This window comes from Agrobacterium sp. NPDC089420, from assembly GCF_044900305.1.
Lineage (GTDB): Bacteria > Pseudomonadota > Alphaproteobacteria > Rhizobiales > Rhizobiaceae > Agrobacterium.
The window spans coordinates 94,812-112,961 of the sequence record NZ_JBJDMY010000010.1; the positions used below are offsets into that span (position 1 = coordinate 94,812).

At 60.5% G+C, this 18,150-nt stretch carries 18 protein-coding genes; 3 read left to right on the plus strand and 15 right to left on the minus strand.

Annotation, left to right across the window (positions count from 1 at the left end; all coding sequences use genetic code 11):
- Nucleotides 1-23: 23 nt before the first annotated feature.
- The 3 genes from ACI2KA_RS16550 to ACI2KA_RS16560 form a co-directional block, all read right to left on the minus strand.
- Complete coding sequence (locus tag ACI2KA_RS16550; protein ID WP_404503555.1) at nucleotides 24-959, minus strand: LysR family transcriptional regulator; 936 nt, start codon at nucleotides 957-959, stop codon at nucleotides 24-26.
- A 228-nt stretch (nucleotides 960-1,187) separates the two neighbouring features.
- Nucleotides 1,188-1,817, minus strand: a complete 630-nt coding sequence (locus ACI2KA_RS16555; RefSeq protein ID WP_404503556.1) for a flavin reductase family protein — start codon at nucleotides 1,815-1,817, stop codon at nucleotides 1,188-1,190.
- Nucleotides 1,818-2,146: 329 nt separating this feature from the next.
- Nucleotides 2,147-3,211 carry a porin gene (locus ACI2KA_RS16560; protein ID WP_404503557.1) on the minus strand — a complete coding sequence of 355 codons (1,065 nt, stop codon included), beginning with the start codon at nucleotides 3,209-3,211 and terminating at the stop codon, nucleotides 2,147-2,149.
- A 31-nt stretch (nucleotides 3,212-3,242) separates the two neighbouring features.
- Between ACI2KA_RS16560 and ACI2KA_RS16565 the strand changes: the two genes are divergently transcribed.
- Nucleotides 3,243-3,467, plus strand: a complete 225-nt coding sequence (locus ACI2KA_RS16565; protein ID WP_404503558.1) for a hypothetical protein — start codon at nucleotides 3,243-3,245, stop codon at nucleotides 3,465-3,467.
- Nucleotides 3,468-3,642: 175 nt separating this feature from the next.
- Here ACI2KA_RS16565 and ACI2KA_RS16570 read toward each other — a convergent pair whose 3' ends face one another.
- From ACI2KA_RS16570 to ACI2KA_RS16595, 6 genes are all read right to left on the minus strand, one after another.
- Entirely contained in the window at nucleotides 3,643-5,817 is a 2,175-nt protein-coding gene (locus tag ACI2KA_RS16570) for a putative bifunctional diguanylate cyclase/phosphodiesterase (RefSeq protein WP_404503559.1), read from the minus strand.
- A gap of 302 nt (nucleotides 5,818-6,119) precedes the next feature.
- Complete coding sequence (locus ACI2KA_RS16575) at nucleotides 6,120-7,055, minus strand: 2-hydroxyacid dehydrogenase (RefSeq protein ID WP_404503560.1); 936 nt, start codon at nucleotides 7,053-7,055, stop codon at nucleotides 6,120-6,122.
- A 23-nt stretch (nucleotides 7,056-7,078) separates the two neighbouring features.
- Nucleotides 7,079-7,810 (minus strand): amino acid ABC transporter ATP-binding protein, encoded by a 732-nt coding sequence (locus ACI2KA_RS16580; protein ID WP_404503561.1) that lies wholly within the window; start codon nucleotides 7,808-7,810, stop codon nucleotides 7,079-7,081.
- Nucleotides 7,791-8,450 (minus strand): amino acid ABC transporter permease, encoded by a 660-nt coding sequence (locus ACI2KA_RS16585; protein ID WP_065116844.1) that lies wholly within the window; start codon nucleotides 8,448-8,450, stop codon nucleotides 7,791-7,793. Before ACI2KA_RS16585 ends, ACI2KA_RS16580 begins: the two co-directional genes overlap by 20 nt.
- Nucleotides 8,447-9,151 (minus strand): amino acid ABC transporter permease, encoded by a 705-nt coding sequence (locus ACI2KA_RS16590; protein ID WP_404503562.1) that lies wholly within the window; start codon nucleotides 9,149-9,151, stop codon nucleotides 8,447-8,449. Before ACI2KA_RS16590 ends, ACI2KA_RS16585 begins: the two co-directional genes overlap by 4 nt.
- A gap of 66 nt (nucleotides 9,152-9,217) precedes the next feature.
- Nucleotides 9,218-10,021 carry a transporter substrate-binding domain-containing protein gene (locus ACI2KA_RS16595; RefSeq protein WP_404503563.1) on the minus strand — a complete coding sequence of 268 codons (804 nt, stop codon included), beginning with the start codon at nucleotides 10,019-10,021 and terminating at the stop codon, nucleotides 9,218-9,220.
- A 295-nt stretch (nucleotides 10,022-10,316) separates the two neighbouring features.
- Between ACI2KA_RS16595 and ACI2KA_RS16600 the strand changes: the two genes are divergently transcribed.
- Together ACI2KA_RS16600 and ACI2KA_RS16605 are read left to right on the plus strand one after the other, a co-directional pair.
- On the plus strand, nucleotides 10,317-10,637 hold the full coding sequence (locus ACI2KA_RS16600; RefSeq protein ID WP_003505663.1) for a hypothetical protein: 321 nt from the start codon (nucleotides 10,317-10,319) through the stop codon (nucleotides 10,635-10,637).
- 157 nt (nucleotides 10,638-10,794) lie between these two features.
- A complete protein-coding gene (locus ACI2KA_RS16605; protein ID WP_404503564.1) occupies nucleotides 10,795-11,817 on the plus strand; it encodes a LacI family DNA-binding transcriptional regulator in 1,023 nt (340 codons plus the stop codon).
- Between the two features lie 149 nt (nucleotides 11,818-11,966).
- Here the strand turns inward: ACI2KA_RS16605 and ACI2KA_RS16610 are convergent, their stop codons facing one another.
- The 6 genes from ACI2KA_RS16610 to ACI2KA_RS16635 form a co-directional block, all read right to left on the minus strand.
- Nucleotides 11,967-12,995, minus strand: coding sequence for a proline racemase family protein (locus tag ACI2KA_RS16610; protein ID WP_404503565.1), 1,029 nt, complete (start codon nucleotides 12,993-12,995; stop codon nucleotides 11,967-11,969).
- Nucleotides 12,996-13,005: 10 nt separating this feature from the next.
- Nucleotides 13,006-14,715, minus strand: coding sequence for an aconitase X (locus ACI2KA_RS16615; RefSeq protein ID WP_404503566.1), 1,710 nt, complete (start codon nucleotides 14,713-14,715; stop codon nucleotides 13,006-13,008).
- A 111-nt stretch (nucleotides 14,716-14,826) separates the two neighbouring features.
- Nucleotides 14,827-16,068 carry an NAD(P)/FAD-dependent oxidoreductase gene (locus ACI2KA_RS16620; protein WP_404503567.1) on the minus strand — a complete coding sequence of 414 codons (1,242 nt, stop codon included), beginning with the start codon at nucleotides 16,066-16,068 and terminating at the stop codon, nucleotides 14,827-14,829.
- A complete protein-coding gene (locus ACI2KA_RS16625) occupies nucleotides 16,068-16,790 on the minus strand; it encodes an amino acid ABC transporter ATP-binding protein (RefSeq protein ID WP_404503568.1) in 723 nt (240 codons plus the stop codon). Before ACI2KA_RS16625 ends, ACI2KA_RS16620 begins: the two co-directional genes overlap by 1 nt.
- On the minus strand, nucleotides 16,783-17,436 hold the full coding sequence (locus ACI2KA_RS16630) for an amino acid ABC transporter permease (protein ID WP_065116851.1): 654 nt from the start codon (nucleotides 17,434-17,436) through the stop codon (nucleotides 16,783-16,785). Before ACI2KA_RS16630 ends, ACI2KA_RS16625 begins: the two co-directional genes overlap by 8 nt.
- A gap of 12 nt (nucleotides 17,437-17,448) precedes the next feature.
- The gene (locus ACI2KA_RS16635) at nucleotides 17,449-18,114 is read right to left on the minus strand and encodes an amino acid ABC transporter permease (RefSeq protein ID WP_404503569.1); all 666 of its coding nucleotides are present in this window, start codon (nucleotides 18,112-18,114) and stop codon (nucleotides 17,449-17,451) included.
- Between the last annotated feature and the right edge of the window lie 36 nt (nucleotides 18,115-18,150).

The window sequence follows — 18,150 nt, forward strand, 5'->3', positions numbered from 1 at the left end:
TCAGAATGGCGAGATCGGCAAGATCAGGTCAATAAAGTGTTTCCGTCAATCGATAGGGTTTTCCTATCAAAAACCCGCTCCGCTGCTCGCTGACGCGCCTCGTGGAGAAGCGCCGAGACCAGCGGCGTATGCGGTTCCCGATGGGTGGCAATCATGCCGACAAGATGTTCGGCATCTGGCTCGCGGATGGGAATTATTCGTATCTGTTTTGGAAAACCGAATGATTCCGCTATGTTACGCGGCATTATCGAAGACCATTTGCCAGTACGGATATGGGAAAACAACACGATCATGGAATTGGATTCCAGGGTCGGCTTCACCTCCGCCCCCGCTTCCGCCATGTGCTTGTTGATAATACGGCGGTTCTGCATGTCCGAAGTCAATAGGCAAAGCCGAAGGCCGGCCACCTGCTTCCAGGTCACGCTTTCCTGATCGGCGAGCGGCGTACCGGCGGCTGCAATCAGGTGATATCGCTCCGAATAAAGCGGAACCGTCGTCACCCGCCCCAGGGGTTCGTTGTCGAGATAACTGATTCCCGCATCGATCTCGAGATTTTCGATCTGGCTCAAAACCTGCAGCGAGGTGCGGGACGTCACGGAAAATGTCACTGCCGGATGGCGGGCCTGGAAGGACTCGGTCAATCGCGGCACCATGGCCAGCGCGGTCGGAATAACCGCCAGGCGGATATGCCCGGCCAGCCCCTTGCGCACCGCGCGCATTTCCTCGCGCATGGTGCGGGTATCGGCAACAATGCGCCGCGCCCATTCGAGAACGCGCTGGCCCTCCGGCGTCAACCCCTGGTACCGCGCCGCCCTGACCACCAGCACGACGCCCAGTTGATCCTCCAATTGCCGGATCGCGGCGGAGAGGGTCGGCTGTGAAACGCCGCATTCTTCCGCAGCCCGCCCGAAATGCTCAGCACGCGCCAGCGCGATAAAAAACTCCAGCTTGTCGATCATGCGCCCTCCCACGCAACACGCAGCCTTCCCAAAGCAGCGCAGAAAGAGAGACTAGAGCCACTCCGGACTTATCGCAAACGGCGGCCGGCATTTTGGCGCGCCGGGCATGGCAGCGTGCCAGCGCCTGCGCCGGACAGCCGGGGACATTCGGGGTCGTCATCGCCCTCCTCACCTGCAAATAGACGTCGACCGGGTGATCATTCGCAAAGGCGTGCGCTTTGGGCCGGCTCACCCGCCATCCGGTTCGAGGAAATCGGAAATCGCCGGTGCCTTGAGGACGAACTGGCGATCCGAAGTAATGTAATTGTCGGCGTGCAGACGGGCGATCGGCTGGTATCGGTCAGGGTCGACATAACACCCCTCTTCATCGAGGCAGCGCCTGTGGACATGCATGTGCACCACCTCGCCGAGGACAAGCGTGCGGCGCGGATAGTCGATCAGACGCTCCACCCGGCATTCGAAGGCGCAAGGCGATTCCGCCGCGAAACTGGCATCGATCCTGCCGCAGGGCGTCGCAGTCAGCCGTGCCATGGAAAGCTCGTCGACCTCGCTGTCGAAACCGAGGCCGCAGACGAGCATCTGTTCGGACAGCGCCATATCGACCATGTTGACGACAAATTCGCCGGTGCGGCGAATATTGGCCATCGTATCCTTCTCTTCGCCCGTAACACGCGGCTGGATGCCGAGGACGACGATCGGCGGATCATGCGAAAAAACGTTGAAGAAGCTCATCGGCGCGGCATTGTTATGGCCTGCCGCCGAGCGTGTCGTGACAAGCGCTATCGGCCGAGGGCCGATAAAATTCGTCAACAGACGATAGCGGCTCTGCGGCTCAAGCGCAGTAAAATCAAATTCCATGGGCGCCCCTGATTTATTGTATACAATAATATTTCATATTGCAGACAATTTCTCAATCGCCTTCCGTTCCGGATGGTCCATTTTACCGCGACAGATGCCGAGGCTTCAAAGAAGACGCGGCAACCACGCGCATTTTCCGGCCCTCCAGATGCAGCGGCCGGTCATGGGGAGACTGTCCATAATGGCAAAAACTCCCCGGCCTGGAGGGTCCGGGGAGCAAACCTGACATCATGTCAGGAACTTTGACTGGAGCTAGTGACTCACCCGTTCGGAAACGGGGTGGATCTGAGTTGTCTAACCCGGTTTATGTTTTTTGGTTTTGCAGGCTATTAGAAAGCGCGCTGGAGACGAACGAAACCGGTCCAGCTGTCGCCACCGCCTCTGACGCCTTTGGTGCCGTCTACGTCCTGATAGGTAACCGAAACGAGCGTGGAAAGGCCGGAAGTGATCTTGTAGCCAGCAGCAACGCCAGCACGCCATGCATCGCGATCGCCTACGAAGTCGTTGTTGGCGCCAATGTCGATCGTGCCGAAGTACTGGAAGCCGGGGGTGATGGTCAGCTTGTCAGTTGCCTTGATGGAGTACTCGGCAGCAACGGACCATTCGGATTCTTCGTAGTAGTAGTTGGCACCGGAAGCCCATACGCCCGAGATGCCGAAGGTGCCGGGGCCGATATCAGCCGTAACAATGGCGCGGATTGCGCCTTCTTCCTGGTTCGTATCGTAGCCGCCGAGCAGGCTGGCCTTAACGCCGCCGAACTTGGCGCCGATGATACCGCTTACGCCGACGTCATTGGTCGCGCTCTTGAACGAGCCACCCTTGGGAACGCCGAGTTCAGAAGTACCCTTACGTGCACCTTCAAGTTCTTCAACTGCAACGCCAACATAGAAGGAACCAGCGTCGTAGGTGTAACGGATGGCGTTCAGGCGGGTTCTGTTGGAGCTGAGCTGGTCATACTCGCCGGAGAGACCGTCATCCCACCAGTTGTAGTAATAACCGACCTTCAGGCCGCTCAGTTCGATGAAAGCCTGGTCAAGAATGGCACCCTTGCTGGTGTCGTTGTCAGCTTCGGCTCGCAGACCGATGTAGCCGCGCAGAGCGCCAAGCTCGGTGTCGGTGCGGGTGTCGATGTTGAACTGTCCACGCGAGAACGAGTTCCAGTCGGACGAACCGGACTTGTTGCGACCGAAATCCGTCTGGAAACGAACGTAACCGTCGAACTTCAGGCAGGTTTCGGTGCCGGGGATGTAGAAGAAGCCGGTGCCGAAAGCGTCGCAGACGCGAACATATTCCATGGGCTCGGGCTCGGCAGCGACGATGGCGTCAGCGGCCTGGGCGCCGGATACGGCTGCGAGAGCTGCAGCGGAGCCGATCAGAAGGCTCTTGATGTTCATTTGTAATCTCCAGTCAAAAATTTTTCAACGAATGCGCAAATTTGAGGGCTGGTCTTTCCCTGCCGCCCGCTTCCCTGCGCTGATTCAGCAAATGACAGAAACCGCAGCAGACTCGCAATTTAAATCGGCGGAATACAAATATAATAAAAGTACGCAATCGCGCTCAGTAGTAAAATTACAACAAGTAAATAGTTTAAAATATAATAATTTCATTATTTATTTTCAAATAACAGTATTTATTACTTTATTCCAATGATATTTATTTCGAATTTTCTTTAATTATAAAAACAACAATAATCACCACCGCGCCCCTCCCGCCATGGAGATGGGCAATGGAGGTCAGGGCGCCTGCACCATATTGCAATGGAAAATATCCGGGTGATGCGGACACCCGGCACCGGCGGCCGATCGGAACGGGGTGCCGAATCTGGCTATCGACGATCGCGGGAAGCGCCGGTGGGGAATGCCGTGGCGTTGCGCAGCATGGTTTCGATCCCGCCCGCCTGGACCGGGCGGCTGAAATAATAACCCTGCCCATAGGGGCAGCCGGCGCCGCACAGAAAGGCTGCCTGTTCGGCGGTCTCAACTCCTTCGGCTATGACATCGATGCCGAGCGAACCGGCAAGCTGGATCATGATCGAGACGATGGCGCTATCCTTGGTCTTTTCCGGCAGATGGGTGAGGAAGGAGCGGTCTATCTTCATGCAGGATAGCGGGAAGGTCTTGAGCATGCCGAGGCAGGAATAACCGATGCCGAAATCGTCCAGTGCCAGGCTGACGCCCATCTGCTTGATGGCGCGCATGATCCGCACCGATGTGTCGACATCCTGGATGATGAGCGTTTCGGTGATTTCGATTTCCAGCAGCGACGGTGAAAGACCGGTTTCCTTCAACACCGAGCGGATCTGTTCCACCAGCCCGCCCTGAAATTGCCGGGGCGAGATATTGACCGCCATCTTGACGGGCGGCAGGCCGGCGGCCGCCCAGGCCCGAGCCTGACGGCAGGCTTTCTTCAGGATGGTTTCCCCCAGTTCGACGATGAGGCCGGTTTCTTCCGCCAGGCCGATGAATTCGGAAGGTCCCAGCAGGCCGTCCACCGGGTGCTGCCAGCGCACCAGCGCCTCCACCCCGCTGATGCGGCCGGTGACAAGATCGACCTGCGGCTGGAAATGCAGGATAAATTCGTCCCGCTCCACCGCCCTGCGCAATTCCTCGATGCGGGTGAACTTCTTCTTCAAATCCTCCGCCATGCGTGGCGTGAAGGTGGCGATACCATCCCGGCCGTCACGCTTGGCCTCATACATGGCGAGATCGGCGGCGGCGACGATTTCCGCCGTGGTTCCCCCATGTTCCGGAAAAAAGGCCATGCCGATGCTGCAGGTGACCTTGATATCGAAATTACCGATGCGCAGCGGCTGCGACACCGCCGCCCGGATACGCTGCAGACGGCTTTCGAAGCCCTCCCTCCGCTTTTCCAGGATGATGACAAATTCGTCTCCGCCCACCCGCAGCACGAGATCGTTGCGGCTGAGGCTCTCGGCGATGCGTTCCGCCGTCTTCGACAGCAGCGCATCGCCGACGCTGTGACCGAGCGTATCGTTGATCTGCTTGAAATTGTCGAGATCGAGAAAGCCGATGCCGACCTTACGCTTCGCCTTTGCCGCCGCCGCCAGTATTTCCGGCAGGCGCGTATCGAGAAAACGGCGGTTGGGCAGCCGGGTCAGCATGTCGTGATCGGCCAGAAAGGCGATATGCTCGGCGGCGCGTTTCCGGTCGATCGCCAGCCCCGCCATGCGCGCCGCCGCCCCGATGAATTCCACCAGCGCCGCATCCGGCGTCCGGCCCGCCAGCATGCACCAGACAAAACCATGCGCCCTGCCTTCGCTGGCGGGGATATCGAAGCTGAAGGCCGTATTGTCGCCTGGATAGCGGACGGCCTCCGGGTCGCTGACGGTGGAAATAAGCGCGGTCAATCCCGCATGCGGCCGCAGCGCCGGCGAGGCGTAGATGGAAGGCTCCCGCGGCGCCGCCTCAAATACCCGCACCGCGCAGGCAAGCCCGGTGGCGAGGTTCTCGATCTCCTTGACGAATTCCTCGAGAAAATCCTCGATCCGCGCCGCCGCGACGATCATTTCCAGAATATGCGCCTGTGCCTGCAGCAACCTTTCCGAGGCCTTTTTCTGGGTTATGTCCCGCGACGCACCGACCACGCCAATGATGTTTCCGGCCTTGTCCCGCAACGGCACGCGCGACATCATCAGCCAGCGGTCGATATCGCCGCGCATGGCGCGTTCCTCATAACCGAGGTCCGGCTCTCCGGTGCGCATGACCCGCGCTTCGGTATCGGGAATGCCGGCACGGCGCGCCACCTCGCCATGAATGTCGTAATCGGTGAGACCGATCAGCTCCTCGACGCTGTCGAAGCCGTTTTCGGTGACGATCGCGCGGTTGGCGAAAAGGAAGCGGCCTTCCAGATCCTTGGCATAGATGAAATCCGGCACATGGTCGATCATCGCTTCCAGAAGCACATGCCGATCGGATGGGCTGGTGTTTTCCGTCGTTGCGGCAGAGACGGACGGTGCGACGCCGCGCTTTTTTCGCGACATCCGGTTCTGCACGGGTGTCTTCGGGCCTTTGGAACGCACCTCTCCGCCTCATTACTTTATAAGGAAGCAGAATAGTAGGATTATACGTATTATATAATCATGAACGAAGGCGAGATTGATACCAAACGGCGTGACAAAAGCCACGCCGCTCGAGGGCCGGCAAAAGCGAAAAATTCTCCGCTGTCATGCGGGTCTTAAACCGACCGTGAGCCGGCATCCAGCCACGGCGCATCTGCGCCGTGAGAAGAAAGCTGGTTGCGATAAACCGGGCGGTTCAGTGCCGGCAGATCGAAAAGGCTGCCTCAAACCACCGGTGTCGGCAGCTCCTTGCCGGCAAAATGCGCATCGAGATTGGCGAGAACCAGATCGGCCATGGCGCGCCGCGTCTGGTGCGTGCCGCTGCCGACATGCGGGGCGAGCGTAACGCTGTCGAAGGCGAAGAGCGCTTCCGGCACGCGCGGCTCATCCTCGAAGACATCCAGCGCCGCGCCGCCGATGGTGCCGTTCGAAAGCGCCTCGACCAGCGCCTTCTCATCCACCAGCGAGCCGCGCGCCACATTGACGAGCACGCCCTGCGGTCCAAGCGCCTTGAGCACATCCGCATTGACGATATGGCGCGTTTCGGCGGTGGCGGCGGCGGCAATGATCAGCACGTCGCAATTGGCGGCCAGTTCTTCGATGCTGCCGTAATAATCATAGGCGACATCGCGGCGGTTTCTGGCGGTGTAGGAAATCCGCGCGTCAAAACCTTCGAGCCGCTTTGCGATTGCCTGACCGATGCGGCCGAGGCCGAAAATACCGTAACGGCGGCCGGCCACGCGGGTCGCAAGCCCCATGTCGCCCTTCAGCCACTGCCCGGTGCGCACATGCTGGTCCGCCTGCGGCAGCTTGCGCGCCTGCGCCAGAACCAGACCGAGCGCGAGATCGGCGACATCGGCCGTCAGCACGTCAGGCGTATTGGAGACGCGGAAACCCCGACGTTTCGCCTCCGTCAGATCGACCTTGTCGAAACCGACGCCGTTGATGGCGACGATTTCGAGATTGGGAAGTGCGGCGCCGATATCCGCCGGCAGGCCGATATGGCCGCCGGTGACGACGCCGCGGATCGCGCCGCCCTTTTCAGCAAGGAATGCCGTCTTGTCTGCCGCTTCGAACAGGCGGTGCACGCTGAAGCGCTGCGCGAGTTCTTCTTCCAGTGCCGGGATGAGCGGGCACAGTTGCACGATTTCAGTGGTCATGGATCTTCCTTTGCGCCGGTGAATTACTTCACATCGGCCTTGACGAATTGCCGGAGTTCCGGCGTTTGCGGATTGGCGAAGAGTTCGGTCGAGCGGCCCTGCTCCCAGATCTTGCCCTTGTGCATGAAGATGGTTTCGGTCGCCACGCGGCGCGCAAAGGCCATTTCATGGGTCACGAGGATCATGGTCATGCCGCCCTTGGCGAGGTTTTCCATGACCGTCAGCACTTCCTCGGTGAGTTCCGGGTCGAGCGCCGAGGTCACCTCGTCGAACAGCATCACCTTCGGCCGCATGGCAAGCGAACGGGCAATCGCCACGCGCTGCTGCTGGCCGCCGGACAGCTGGTCGGGATAGGAATCGAATTTCTCGGACAGGCCGACGAGTTGCAGGACCTCGCGGGCGATATCCCTGGTTTCCGATTTCGCCACATCCTTGACGATGCGTGGCGCAAGCATGATGTTTTCACCGACCGTCAGATGCGGAAAAAGATTATAGCTCTGAAAGACGATGCCGACATCGGTGCGCAGCTTGCGCAGCGCCTTGGCATCTTCGCCGATCGCATGGCCGGCGATTTCGATGCGGCCCGAATTGATCTTTTCCAGCCCGTTCATGCAGCGCAGCAGCGTGCTCTTGCCCGAGCCGGAGCGGCCGATGAGGGCAAAGACTTCACCACGGCCGACCGAAAGCGACACGCCTTTGAGGACTTCCAGAGCGCCAAAGCTCTTGTGAACGTTTTCAACGATTACTTCCGGCATGAAGCCTCCTTTCCAGCCAACGCGACAGCTGGGACAACGGGTAGCAGACGATGAAATAAAGCACGGCCACGGCGACGAAGACGCGGAACGGCTGGAACGTGGCATTGTTGATGAGCTGCCCCGCTCTCGCCAGTTCGACGAAACCGATGATCGATGCGATGGACGTATTCTTGACGACCTGAACGGCAAAACCGACAGTCGGCGGCAGGGAAATGCGGATCGCCTGCGGCAGGATGACGTAGCGATATTGCTGGGCGCGGGTCAGCGCCAGCGATTCCGAGGCTTCCCATTGCTGCTTCGGCACCGCCTGGATGCAGCCGCGCCAGATTTCGGCGAGATAACCGGACGTATAGATGGTCATCGACGCGCCGGCGGCAAAGAGCGGCGGCAGCTCCAGTCCGGCAAGGCTGAGGCCGTAATAGGACAGGAACAGGATCATCAGCACCGGAATGCCCTGAATGACCTGGATATAGGTGCCGGCGGCAATGCGCAGCAGCTTGTTATCCGAGGTGCGGGCGAGCGCGATGAAAAAGCCGACGATACCGCCGCCGATAAGGGCAATGATCGTCAGAAGCACGGTCCATTGCAGGGCGGTCAAAAGGAAGCCGAATTCGTTCCAGCCGAAAGTTCGAAGAGTCATGACTGCACCTCCGGCAAAGCGGTCATCGTCTTGCGGGCGACGCGGCGGCCGAACAGCCACATGCCGACGAGGGCAAGGATGAGCCGCAGGCTGAGCGCCAGCGCCAGGTAGATGAGCGTGACGACGATATAGACCTCGAAGGAGCGATAGGTCTGCGATTCCACGAAGGCTGCGGCGGCCGCAAGCTCATGGGTGGAGATGGCCGAACATATGCTCGACGCCAGCATCATCAGCACGAACTGGCTGCAGAGCGATGGATAGACCTTGGCAATCGCCGGCACGATGATGACGTGGCGGTAGATCTGGTACTTCGTGAAGCCAAGCGCTTCGCCAGCCTCGATCTGCGACTTGTGCACCGCCTCAATGCCGGCGCGGATGATTTCCGTCGAATAGGCGGCAAGGTTGATCGTCATGCCGATCAGCGCCGCCGTATCCGCACCGACACGAAAGCCGAGGCCCGGGAGACCGAAATAGACGATGAAAAGCTGCACCAGGAACGGCGTGTTGCGGATGATTTCCACATAACCGTCGACGATGATGCGGACGATGCCGCCCTTGATGGACCGCAGCGACGCCAGAAGAATGCCGAAAGCGCAGCCCAGCACGATGGACAGGACCGACAGCTTGATCGTCAGCCATATGCCATTCAGAATTTCAGTCTGATATTGGGCGAGCGCGCCGAATTGAAAAGTATAGGACATGCGTCACTCCGTTGACATTTCCCGGCCCGCCGGAAGTCTTCCCGGCGGGCGCGTTGAAAGGCTCAATCAGAAGCTTGGCAATTGCGGCAGCGGACGGCCGGTCCATTTGACCGAGATACGGTCGAGATCGCCCGACATCTTCATGAGGTAGATGGAGGTGTTCAGCCATTGCCGCAGCTCGAAATCCTCAAGCTTTGTCGCCATGGAATTGCCCTGCTGGAAGAAGGTGAAACCAACCTGCAGACCGGCTTCCGGGCGCTGCTTGATGATCGCTTCGCCAACCGTGGACGGCAGGGCGACAGCATCGACCTGACCGGCGAGCAGGGCCTGGGCGCTGGTGGAATCGTCTTCGTAAACGACGATTTCAAGACCTTCGACATTGGCCTTGCGCAGCGCGGTTTCCTGCGAGGAGCCGCGATTGACCGAAACGCGCTTGCCCTTGAGGCTGTCGAGATTTTCGAACTTCTGGTCCTTGCCCGAGATGATGTCCATGTTGAAGGCGCTGTAGGGCTGCGTGAACATCACGGTCTTGGCGCGCTCGCCGGTCGGCGCAAGCGTCGCGACAAGGAAATCGACCTTGCCGGTCTGGAGTGCCGGAATACGCGCGGGCGGCGTCAGCGGCACCAGTTCCACCGGCAGCGACAGATAGGTGCCGATGAGATTGGCGACATCCACGTCATAACCGGAAGGATTGCCCTTCTCGTCCACCATGCCCATCGGCGGAGCACCGGTCAGAACACCGATCTTGACCTTGCCGCGCGCCGTGATCTCGCTGAGCGAGACGGCATGGGCGGCTGTGCTGGCGGCAAGCGTTGCTGCGGCAACACCGACGGCGACGGTCACGTTCTTCAGAAATCTGGATATGCTCATGGTTTCTCCTCCAACCTTATTGTGGCTGCCCGAAGCGGAACAGCGATCTTGTACAAAGCGAAAAATGTTCTCGATAACATTTCAACGCAAATGACAAAAAACTCCTCCCAAGACACCGCAAATGCACGAAACCTTATGAACTCCTCATGAAATTCAATAATTTCTGCTGGTTATCGATTTTCCTCTCATCGACACCGTTTCACGTTCTTGGCAGGATCAATAATGCATGTTATCGGTATCATTGCAAGTCCGATCTACAGAACTGTTGCATCGGACATTCATTCGGGAGGAAACCATGTATACACGCTCGGCAATTTTCGAAGGCAGGATCCACCCCGGCCGAGAGGAGGAGTTTTTCCGCATCGTCGAGGAAAAACTGCTGCCGGTCTGGAAACGCATGCCGAATGCGCAGGCCGTGCGGGTGATGCGCACCGAACGCACCGATCCCGATGCAGCCTCGATCATCATGGTGCAGGAAATCGACTATCCTTCGATGGAAGCCGTGGAGGAAGCGCTGGTCTCGCCGGTCCGGTTGGAAGGCCGGGTGCTGACGGACGAGATGATGAGCATGTGCGACGGACGTTTTTACCATCTGGTCTATAGCCGCGTCGCATAAATCCGGTGCACGCCGCATCGATCCGCAATCATACGGCGTGCTTTCCCTTGATATCTTCGTGTATGTCTTGTCCTGAAACGGTTCGAATTTAGGGAGACATGCTTTGGTGGAGCGCACGCCCTTGGCCGCAGCGTTAGTCACGTCAAAAAAAGCAACCATGAGCGACGTCTCGAAACTCGCGGGCGTCTCCAAGATGACCGTTTCGCGGGTGCTGGCCGATCCTGCCCTGGTGTCGGAAGAGACACGCCAGAAGGTAATGAAGGCCATCGAGAAGCTTGGTTATGTGCCGGACCGGATCGCCGGTTCGCTGTCTTCCCGGCGCACCAATTTCATCACCGCCATCCTGCCGACGCTCACCAACTCCAACTTCGCCGACAGCGCCCAGGGGCTCGCCAAGGCGCTGCGCGCCGCCGATTACCAGTTGCTGATCGGTTATACGATGTATGACCTGCAGGAAGAGGAGCGCGTCATCCGCACCATGATGGAGCGCCGTCCCGATGCCATCGTCGTCGCCGGCACGGTGCATACCAAGATGGCGAGCGAAGTTCTGATGCGCGCCGGCATTCCGATCGTGGAAATATGGGATGTCCCCGAACACCCGATCGACCATGCGGTTGGCTTTTCCAATTACGAAGTGGGAAGAAACGCTGCCAAATATCTGATATCGCTTGGTTTAAAGCGAATAGGCGCACTCGGCTCCCGGGCTGACGGCGCTGTGAACGACTGGCGCGGCGAAAGCCGTCTCGTCGGGTTTGCGGCAGCGTTGCGCGAAGCCGGCATTTCCGACGATCTCATCATCCGCGAAGGCAGCGCACCGGTCTCCTACGACCACGGGGCAAGGACGCTCGGCTCCCTGCTGGCGAAGGCGCCCGATGTCGAAGGCATTTTCGCCGTCTCCGATATTTCCGCCGTCGGCGCGCTGATGGAATGTCACCGCCGCGGCATTGCCGTGCCCGATCAGGTGTCCATCCTCGGTTTCGGCGATTTCGATATCAGCCGGCAATGTTACCCGGCGATTTCAACCATCCGGGTCGATGCCCAGATGATCGGCCGCAAGGCCGGCGAATTGCTGCTTTCGATATTGGAGCCGGAAAAGGATGCAGTCGTGCCTGAAGGCGCGCGGGTGGATGTCGGGTTCGAGCTGATCGTGCGGGAGACAACGAAACAAGCGGGCGGCTAATCCGCTCTCTTTCCTCATTCCTGTGCTTGTCACAGGAATCCAGCCGACGCGCGTCTGCGCGGCGAAAGGGAGTCTTTTCAGCCCAAGGACTTGGGCTGACTGGATCCCTGTGACGAGCACAGGGATGAGGGAAGTGCAGTGTATCGCCCTTACCGCGCGCCCCAGGTATCCGTCAGCCGATACCCTTCCGGCCACGGATCGGACGGATCGAGCATATGCTGGTGAATACCCGTGATCCAGCCACGGCCGGAGATTTCCGGCAGGATGGCCGGGCGGTCGCCGACTGTCGTGGTTCCGAGGATGCGACCGGTAAAGGTCGAGCCGATCAGCGATACCGCCGTCAGCGTTTCGCCTTCCTTCATTTCGCCGCGTGCATGCAGCACCGCCATACGGGCGGAAAGCGCCGTACCGGTGGGCGAGCGATCCACCTTGCCCGGCTGGATGGCGACGGCGGCCCCTGCCCTGAGGCCTTCGGCGGTACGCTCCACCTTGCCGGCAAACAGGCAGAAGGAAAAATGTTTCCAGTCGGGGTTTTCGGGATGATCGAAGCCGAGGGCTTTGTTGGCGGCATTGGTGATGCGCACGCCGAGGCGGGCGATCTCATGCGCCTCTTCCGGCTTCAGACTGAAACCCATCGCCTCGGCATCGACGATGACGAAACTGTCGCCGCCATAGGCGGTATCGACCTTCAGCGTGCCGAGACCTTCGACCTCGAGTTCGACGTCGAGCTTTGCGGCAAAGCTCGGCAGGTTCTGCACGAAAATGCGCTCAGCCTTGCCGTTGCGGCATTCGGCGCGCACTTTCACCAGTCCGCCGGGAGCTTCCAGCAGCATATGGGTTTCCGGCTCCTGCATCGGCACGATGCCGCCATCCAGAAGCACTGTCGAAACGCAGATGGAATTGGAGCCGGACATGGGCGGCGTATCTTCCGGCTCCATGATGATGAAGGCGGCATCCGCATCCGGATGTTTCGGCGGCACCAGCAGGTTGACGTGGCGGAACACGCCGCCGCGCGGCTCGTTGAGCACGAAATTGCGCAGCGTCTCGTCACGGGCGATGAAGCGGCTCTGTTCCCAGATCGTCTCGCCCGGCGGCGGCTTCACCCCGCCGACGATCACATCTCCCACCTCGCCTTCCGCATGGGCGGAGATGACATGAACGGTCTTGATGCTGCGCATTGAGTTCTCCTCAGGAAAGCCAGACAGGAAGGCGGGATATGGCTCGGCCGGTCAGCGCGCTGTCGACGCAATCGGAAAGGCTGCCGAAACGCACCGCGCGGCCGCTGAGGCCGGGGCCGTAATGGGCGTATTTGCCGGAATTGGTCATCAGCGCGCGGGTCTTCGTCGGGAAGACCGGCTCGGAAATCGAACACCAGCAGAGATCCGGCAGCACCTGCACACCGCTGTCTGTCAGGCTTTGCAAGGTGCCATCCTGCCCGGCTGCATCGATGACCTGCTGGCCGGCGGTGACGATGACGGCGACATCCGCATGGCGCTTGCGACCGTTGAAAACAGCCGCGAGCGCCCGACATTCCTGCAGCGAGGCATGCGGGCTGCCGATGGCGACAAGCTGCACCTCTTCCGGTCCCTCGTTCAGAAGCGACCAGCCGGCCGCCATATCCTCAAGGGAAATGGTGACGGTTTCCACTGTTTCGAGCGGCGCAAGCCCGGCCTCCGGCGTCACGCCCTCGATATGCAACATGGGCGAGGCGGAGGTGGTACCGAAGGCGGCACACAGCGCTTTCAGATCGTCCCGCGACGGTTTTGCGGACCCCAGGCCACGCAGCAGCGGAATGCAATCCGGCGCGGCTTTGCCGGCGAGATAACCGACGAGCGGCCAGAAGGCGTCGTCGATACCAGCCGGCAGGGCCACATCGACGATGCGCTGCGGCCGGCGGTTTTCTTCGAGATAGACGCCCGAAAGCGGCGCCCTGCCCGTCATCGCAATGCAGAGATCGAGAAAATCCGGGTGCTTTGCGGTGCGGGCGCCAAGCACCGTATTGGCGAAGATGACTGCATTCGACTCGGCCCAGCCGATCGATTCGCCGGCACCCGGCGCGCTGTCGAGCAGGTAAGGCGAGCAGGTGAAGGTGGGGCGACAGCCCATGCGCACATAGGCGTCCGCCAGCCTTGCGGCCGGATCGCCGAAACCCTCCGGCACGCCCTGCGCCCGCCAGTTGGCCTTGTCCACCGAAATGGCGTTCATGGTCGAGGGAACCCGCACCTTGCCGCCCATCTCCGCCATTTTTTCCGCGAAGGTGAGGTTGGCGGGGCTGGCATAGATGCAGCCGTCGATATGAGCCTGGGTAACATCCACAAGCGCCGACGCGCCCTGCTGCACGGCCATGGCGACGACGATGCGCATGGCCTGGCGCGCGGCGATGCCGTCACGGCCCTCAAGCATCGCCCGGTCGTCGTCCATGAGGTCGAGATGCGCCGTCGCCGGCGGAGCGATGGCGAGCGAGATGCCGTCAGCCTTGATGGTGTTCTCATCGATGCGGACATGCGCAGCACGCGAGTAGCGGGCGAAATTATCCACATCGAGACGGACGACCGGCAAAGCCTTGTCGAACATTTCCGCCGCAACGAGGGCACCGAGCGTCAGAACGTCCTCAGCCTCGCAAAAAACCAGCGCCGCGGGCGCACGGCCGGTGAGGATGAGATCGAGCAGCACGCCGGAACCGGTGCAGGAACCGCGACTGGTCGGCATGAACAGCACGCCGCCGGTGAGACAGATGCCATGCAGCGGGTGATGCACGTCGATCACCTTGCCGGTGGCGGGATCGACCCCGCCCCAGAAGCTCAGCGCCTCGGTGGTGGCGATGACCTTGCCCTCGGCGGCACCGGTCAGAATGCTGCGCGCCTCGGGAGCGGCGACTGGCGAAACGGAAGAAGACATCGAAAATCTCCCTGATGCATTTCCAGTAAAACTGCGTAGCGGTTTTACGCCTGGAAAATGCGTGAAAAAAAGCTGGAGAATTTTTGCGTTTCGGAGAAAAGCCAAAATTCTCTAGAACCGTTGCGGCGAAAATGCCCTTGTATCGATGGCGGGTTTTTGGCCCGTCAGAAGATCGGCGACGATGCGGGCCGTGCCCGCCGATTGCGTCAGCCCCAGATGCCCGTGGCCGAAAGCGTAAACCACCCGTGCCGTATGCTGCGCTTGCCCAATGGCCGGCAGGCTGTCCGGCAGCGACGGGCGAAAACCCATCCACTGCCTTCCGCCTTCGGTTTTCAGACCGGGCAGGAAGGCTTTTGCCTTGGCCAGAAGCGCCTCGGAACGGGCGAAATTGGCCGGAAGCTCCAGCCCGCCGAGCTCCACGGCACCGCCAACGCGGATACCGGAGGAAAGCCTCGTGACGACGAAACCATGGCCGCCGAAGGTGACCTGCGTGCGCAGGTCGAAAGCACCGGAAGGCAGGGTGGTATTATACCCCCGTTCGGTTTCCAGCGGAATTTTTTCCCCAAGCGAACGGGCGATGCGATGCGAGAACGCCCCCGCCGCCAGCACCACCTTGCTCGCCTTGCGGGTGCGGCCATCATGGCTCACCACCTCGACACCGTCTTCCAGCGGCCTCAGCGACGCGATGTCGAGGCATTCGATACGGCCGCCAATGGTGCGGAAATGCTCGGCCAGCGCCAGCGTATAAAGCTTGGGGTCGGCAATGGAATACCAGCCGGGCGTGAACGTGCCGCAGGTGAAACGCGGTGCGATTCCGGGCTGTATCTCGGCCATCTGTTCGGCATTGAGATGCCGGAACTCGATGCCATGGCGTTCGCGCGCTTTCCAGCCGGAAAGCGAGCCTTCGAACTCCGCCTCGCTTTCATAGACCTGAAGGTTGCCCTCCTTGCGCAGCATCGCAATGGTGTCGGTCTTTCTGAGAAACGGCTCCAGCTCTGCTTTGGAAAGGTCCATCAGCGCCGTCTGGGCGGCTGTGGAATGCTCGACCTTCGATGCCGCGCAGGCCCGCCAGAAACGGAACATCCACGGCGCGATCGTCAGCGCATAGGCCGGCGGCACGCTGAGCGGCCCCAGCGGATCGATGAGCCATTTCGGCGCTTTCCAGAGAATGCCGGGCGAGGCAAGCGGCAGGATATCGGTGAAGGCGAAGGCGCCGGCATTGCCGGCCGAAGCACCCGCCGCCGGTCCCTCGCGGTCGATGACCGTAACCGAAAGACCGCGGCCCTGCGCGGCGATTGCCGCCGATAGGCCGACAACGCCGGCCCCGATGACGATGACATCATGTGCAGGCATTACCGCACGCTCGCCAGGAACTTCTGGGTTTCGGCATGCTGCGGCGCGCCGAACAGCTGGTCGGGCGTGCCGATTTCCGCCATCACGCCCTGATGGAAGAAGGCGACGCGGTTGGAGACATCGCGGGCAAAGGCCATTTCGTGGGTGACGCAGATCATCGTCATGCCCTCATCCGCAAGCATCTTCAGCGTATCGAGCACTTCGCCGACCAGCATCGGGTCGAGCGCCGAGGTGACTTCATCGAACAGCATATATTCCGGCGACATGGCAAGCGCACGCGCAATCGCCATACGCTGCTGCTGACCGCCCGACATGCGGTTCGGATAGACCTTCAGCTTTTCGGCAAGACCCACATGGGTCAATTGCTTGACCGCGATCTCCTCGGCCTGCTCCTTTGAGATGCCAAGCACCTTGCGCGGCGCCAGCATAACGTTTTCCAGCACCGTCAGATGCGGAAAGGCGTTCCATTGCTGGAAGACGATGCCGACCTTGCGGCGCAGCCTGTTGAGGTCGGTCGATTTGGCATGCACTTCCGTGCCGTCGATGACGATCTTGCCGCTGTCGATCGGCTCAAGGCCGTTGATGCAGGTGAGCAGCGTCGACTTGCCGGAACCGGAGCCGCCGATGATGGTGACGACCTCGCCCTTGTTGACGGTGAGGTTGATCCCTTTCAGAACCTCCAGCGGGCCGAAGGATTTGCGGACGTTTTCGATCTCAATCATTGGGGGACCACCGTCTTTCGAGATACCCGCCGAAACGGGCGATGGGGAAGCTGATAAGGAAATAGATGGCGCCGCAGATCATCAGGATGGTCAGCGGTTCCTGCAGGCGGGTGACGAGTATCTGCGAGGCGCGCAGAAGCTCGATAAGGCCGAGCCACAACACCAGCGCCGAATCCTTCATCACACCCAGCGTCAAGCCGATCCATGAGGGCAGCGAGACACGGGTGGCGAGCGGCAGCACGATGTAGCGCATGTCCTGCGACCACGTCATGCCCAGCGACCGGCAGGCGCGGCGAGTGTTCGACGGCACGGCATCGATGCCGCCGCGCACGATCTCCGTGCAATAGGCCGCCGTATAAAGCGACAGCACCACGCAGGAGGTGGTGAACGGCGGCCAGCCGAGCTTGGCGATCGACTGGAAGGCATTGCCGAGAACCAGCTGGATGAGCAGCGGTACCGAGCGGAAAATATCCAGCACGAAGGTCAGCGGCAGCGACCAATAGGGGCCGAACTGGAAACGGATGATGCCGAAGATGATCCCCATGAGGGTGCCTGCCGTGACGGCGACGGCGGTGACGGCAAGCGTCATGCCGGCACCCTTGGCCAGGAAGGCGAGATCACTCCAGGTGAGAGCGGTTTCAAACATGGCTCACCTCTCTCAGTAACGGAACAGACGCCAGGCCAGCAATCTGGCGGCGAGCGTGACGATCTTGGCGATCACGTAATAGATGACCGCGGCAAGCGCGAAAAATTCGAAGGTGCGGAACGAGCGCGCATTGAGCGCCTGGGTGACGCCGGCGAGATCGGTGTTCATGCCGACCGTGACACCGAGCGAGGTCATCAGGATCGCCCAGACCATCTGGTTGGTGGCCGGCAGGAAGGCGACGCGCAGCATCTGCGGCAGGATGATCAGCCGGAAGGTCTGCATCGAGGTCATGCCGAGCGAACGCCCGGAGCGCGTCTGCGTGTCCGGTATGGCTTTCAGCGCGCCACGGAAATTCTCGGCCAGATAACCGGCATTGTTAAACGCGATGCCGACCAGAAGCGCGGTATAGGGGCTGAGATGAATGCCGAAATTCCCAAGGCCGAAATGGGCCATGTAAATCTGGAACAGCGCCGGCGTGTTGCGGGCGATCTCCACCCAGACGGCGGCGAAAGCGCCGAGAATGCGGTTGCCGGAGAGCCGGAACAAGGTCAGCAGGATGGCGAAGAAAAGACCGATCACCATCGACAGAAGGGCGATCTGCAGCGTCACCACCGCACCGTCCAGAAGCTGCGGCAAAGCCTTCAGCGCCTGATTCCAGTGGAATGTGTAGTTGAACATTAAGTGTCCCGCCTTTTCAGAAACGATCAACGGCGC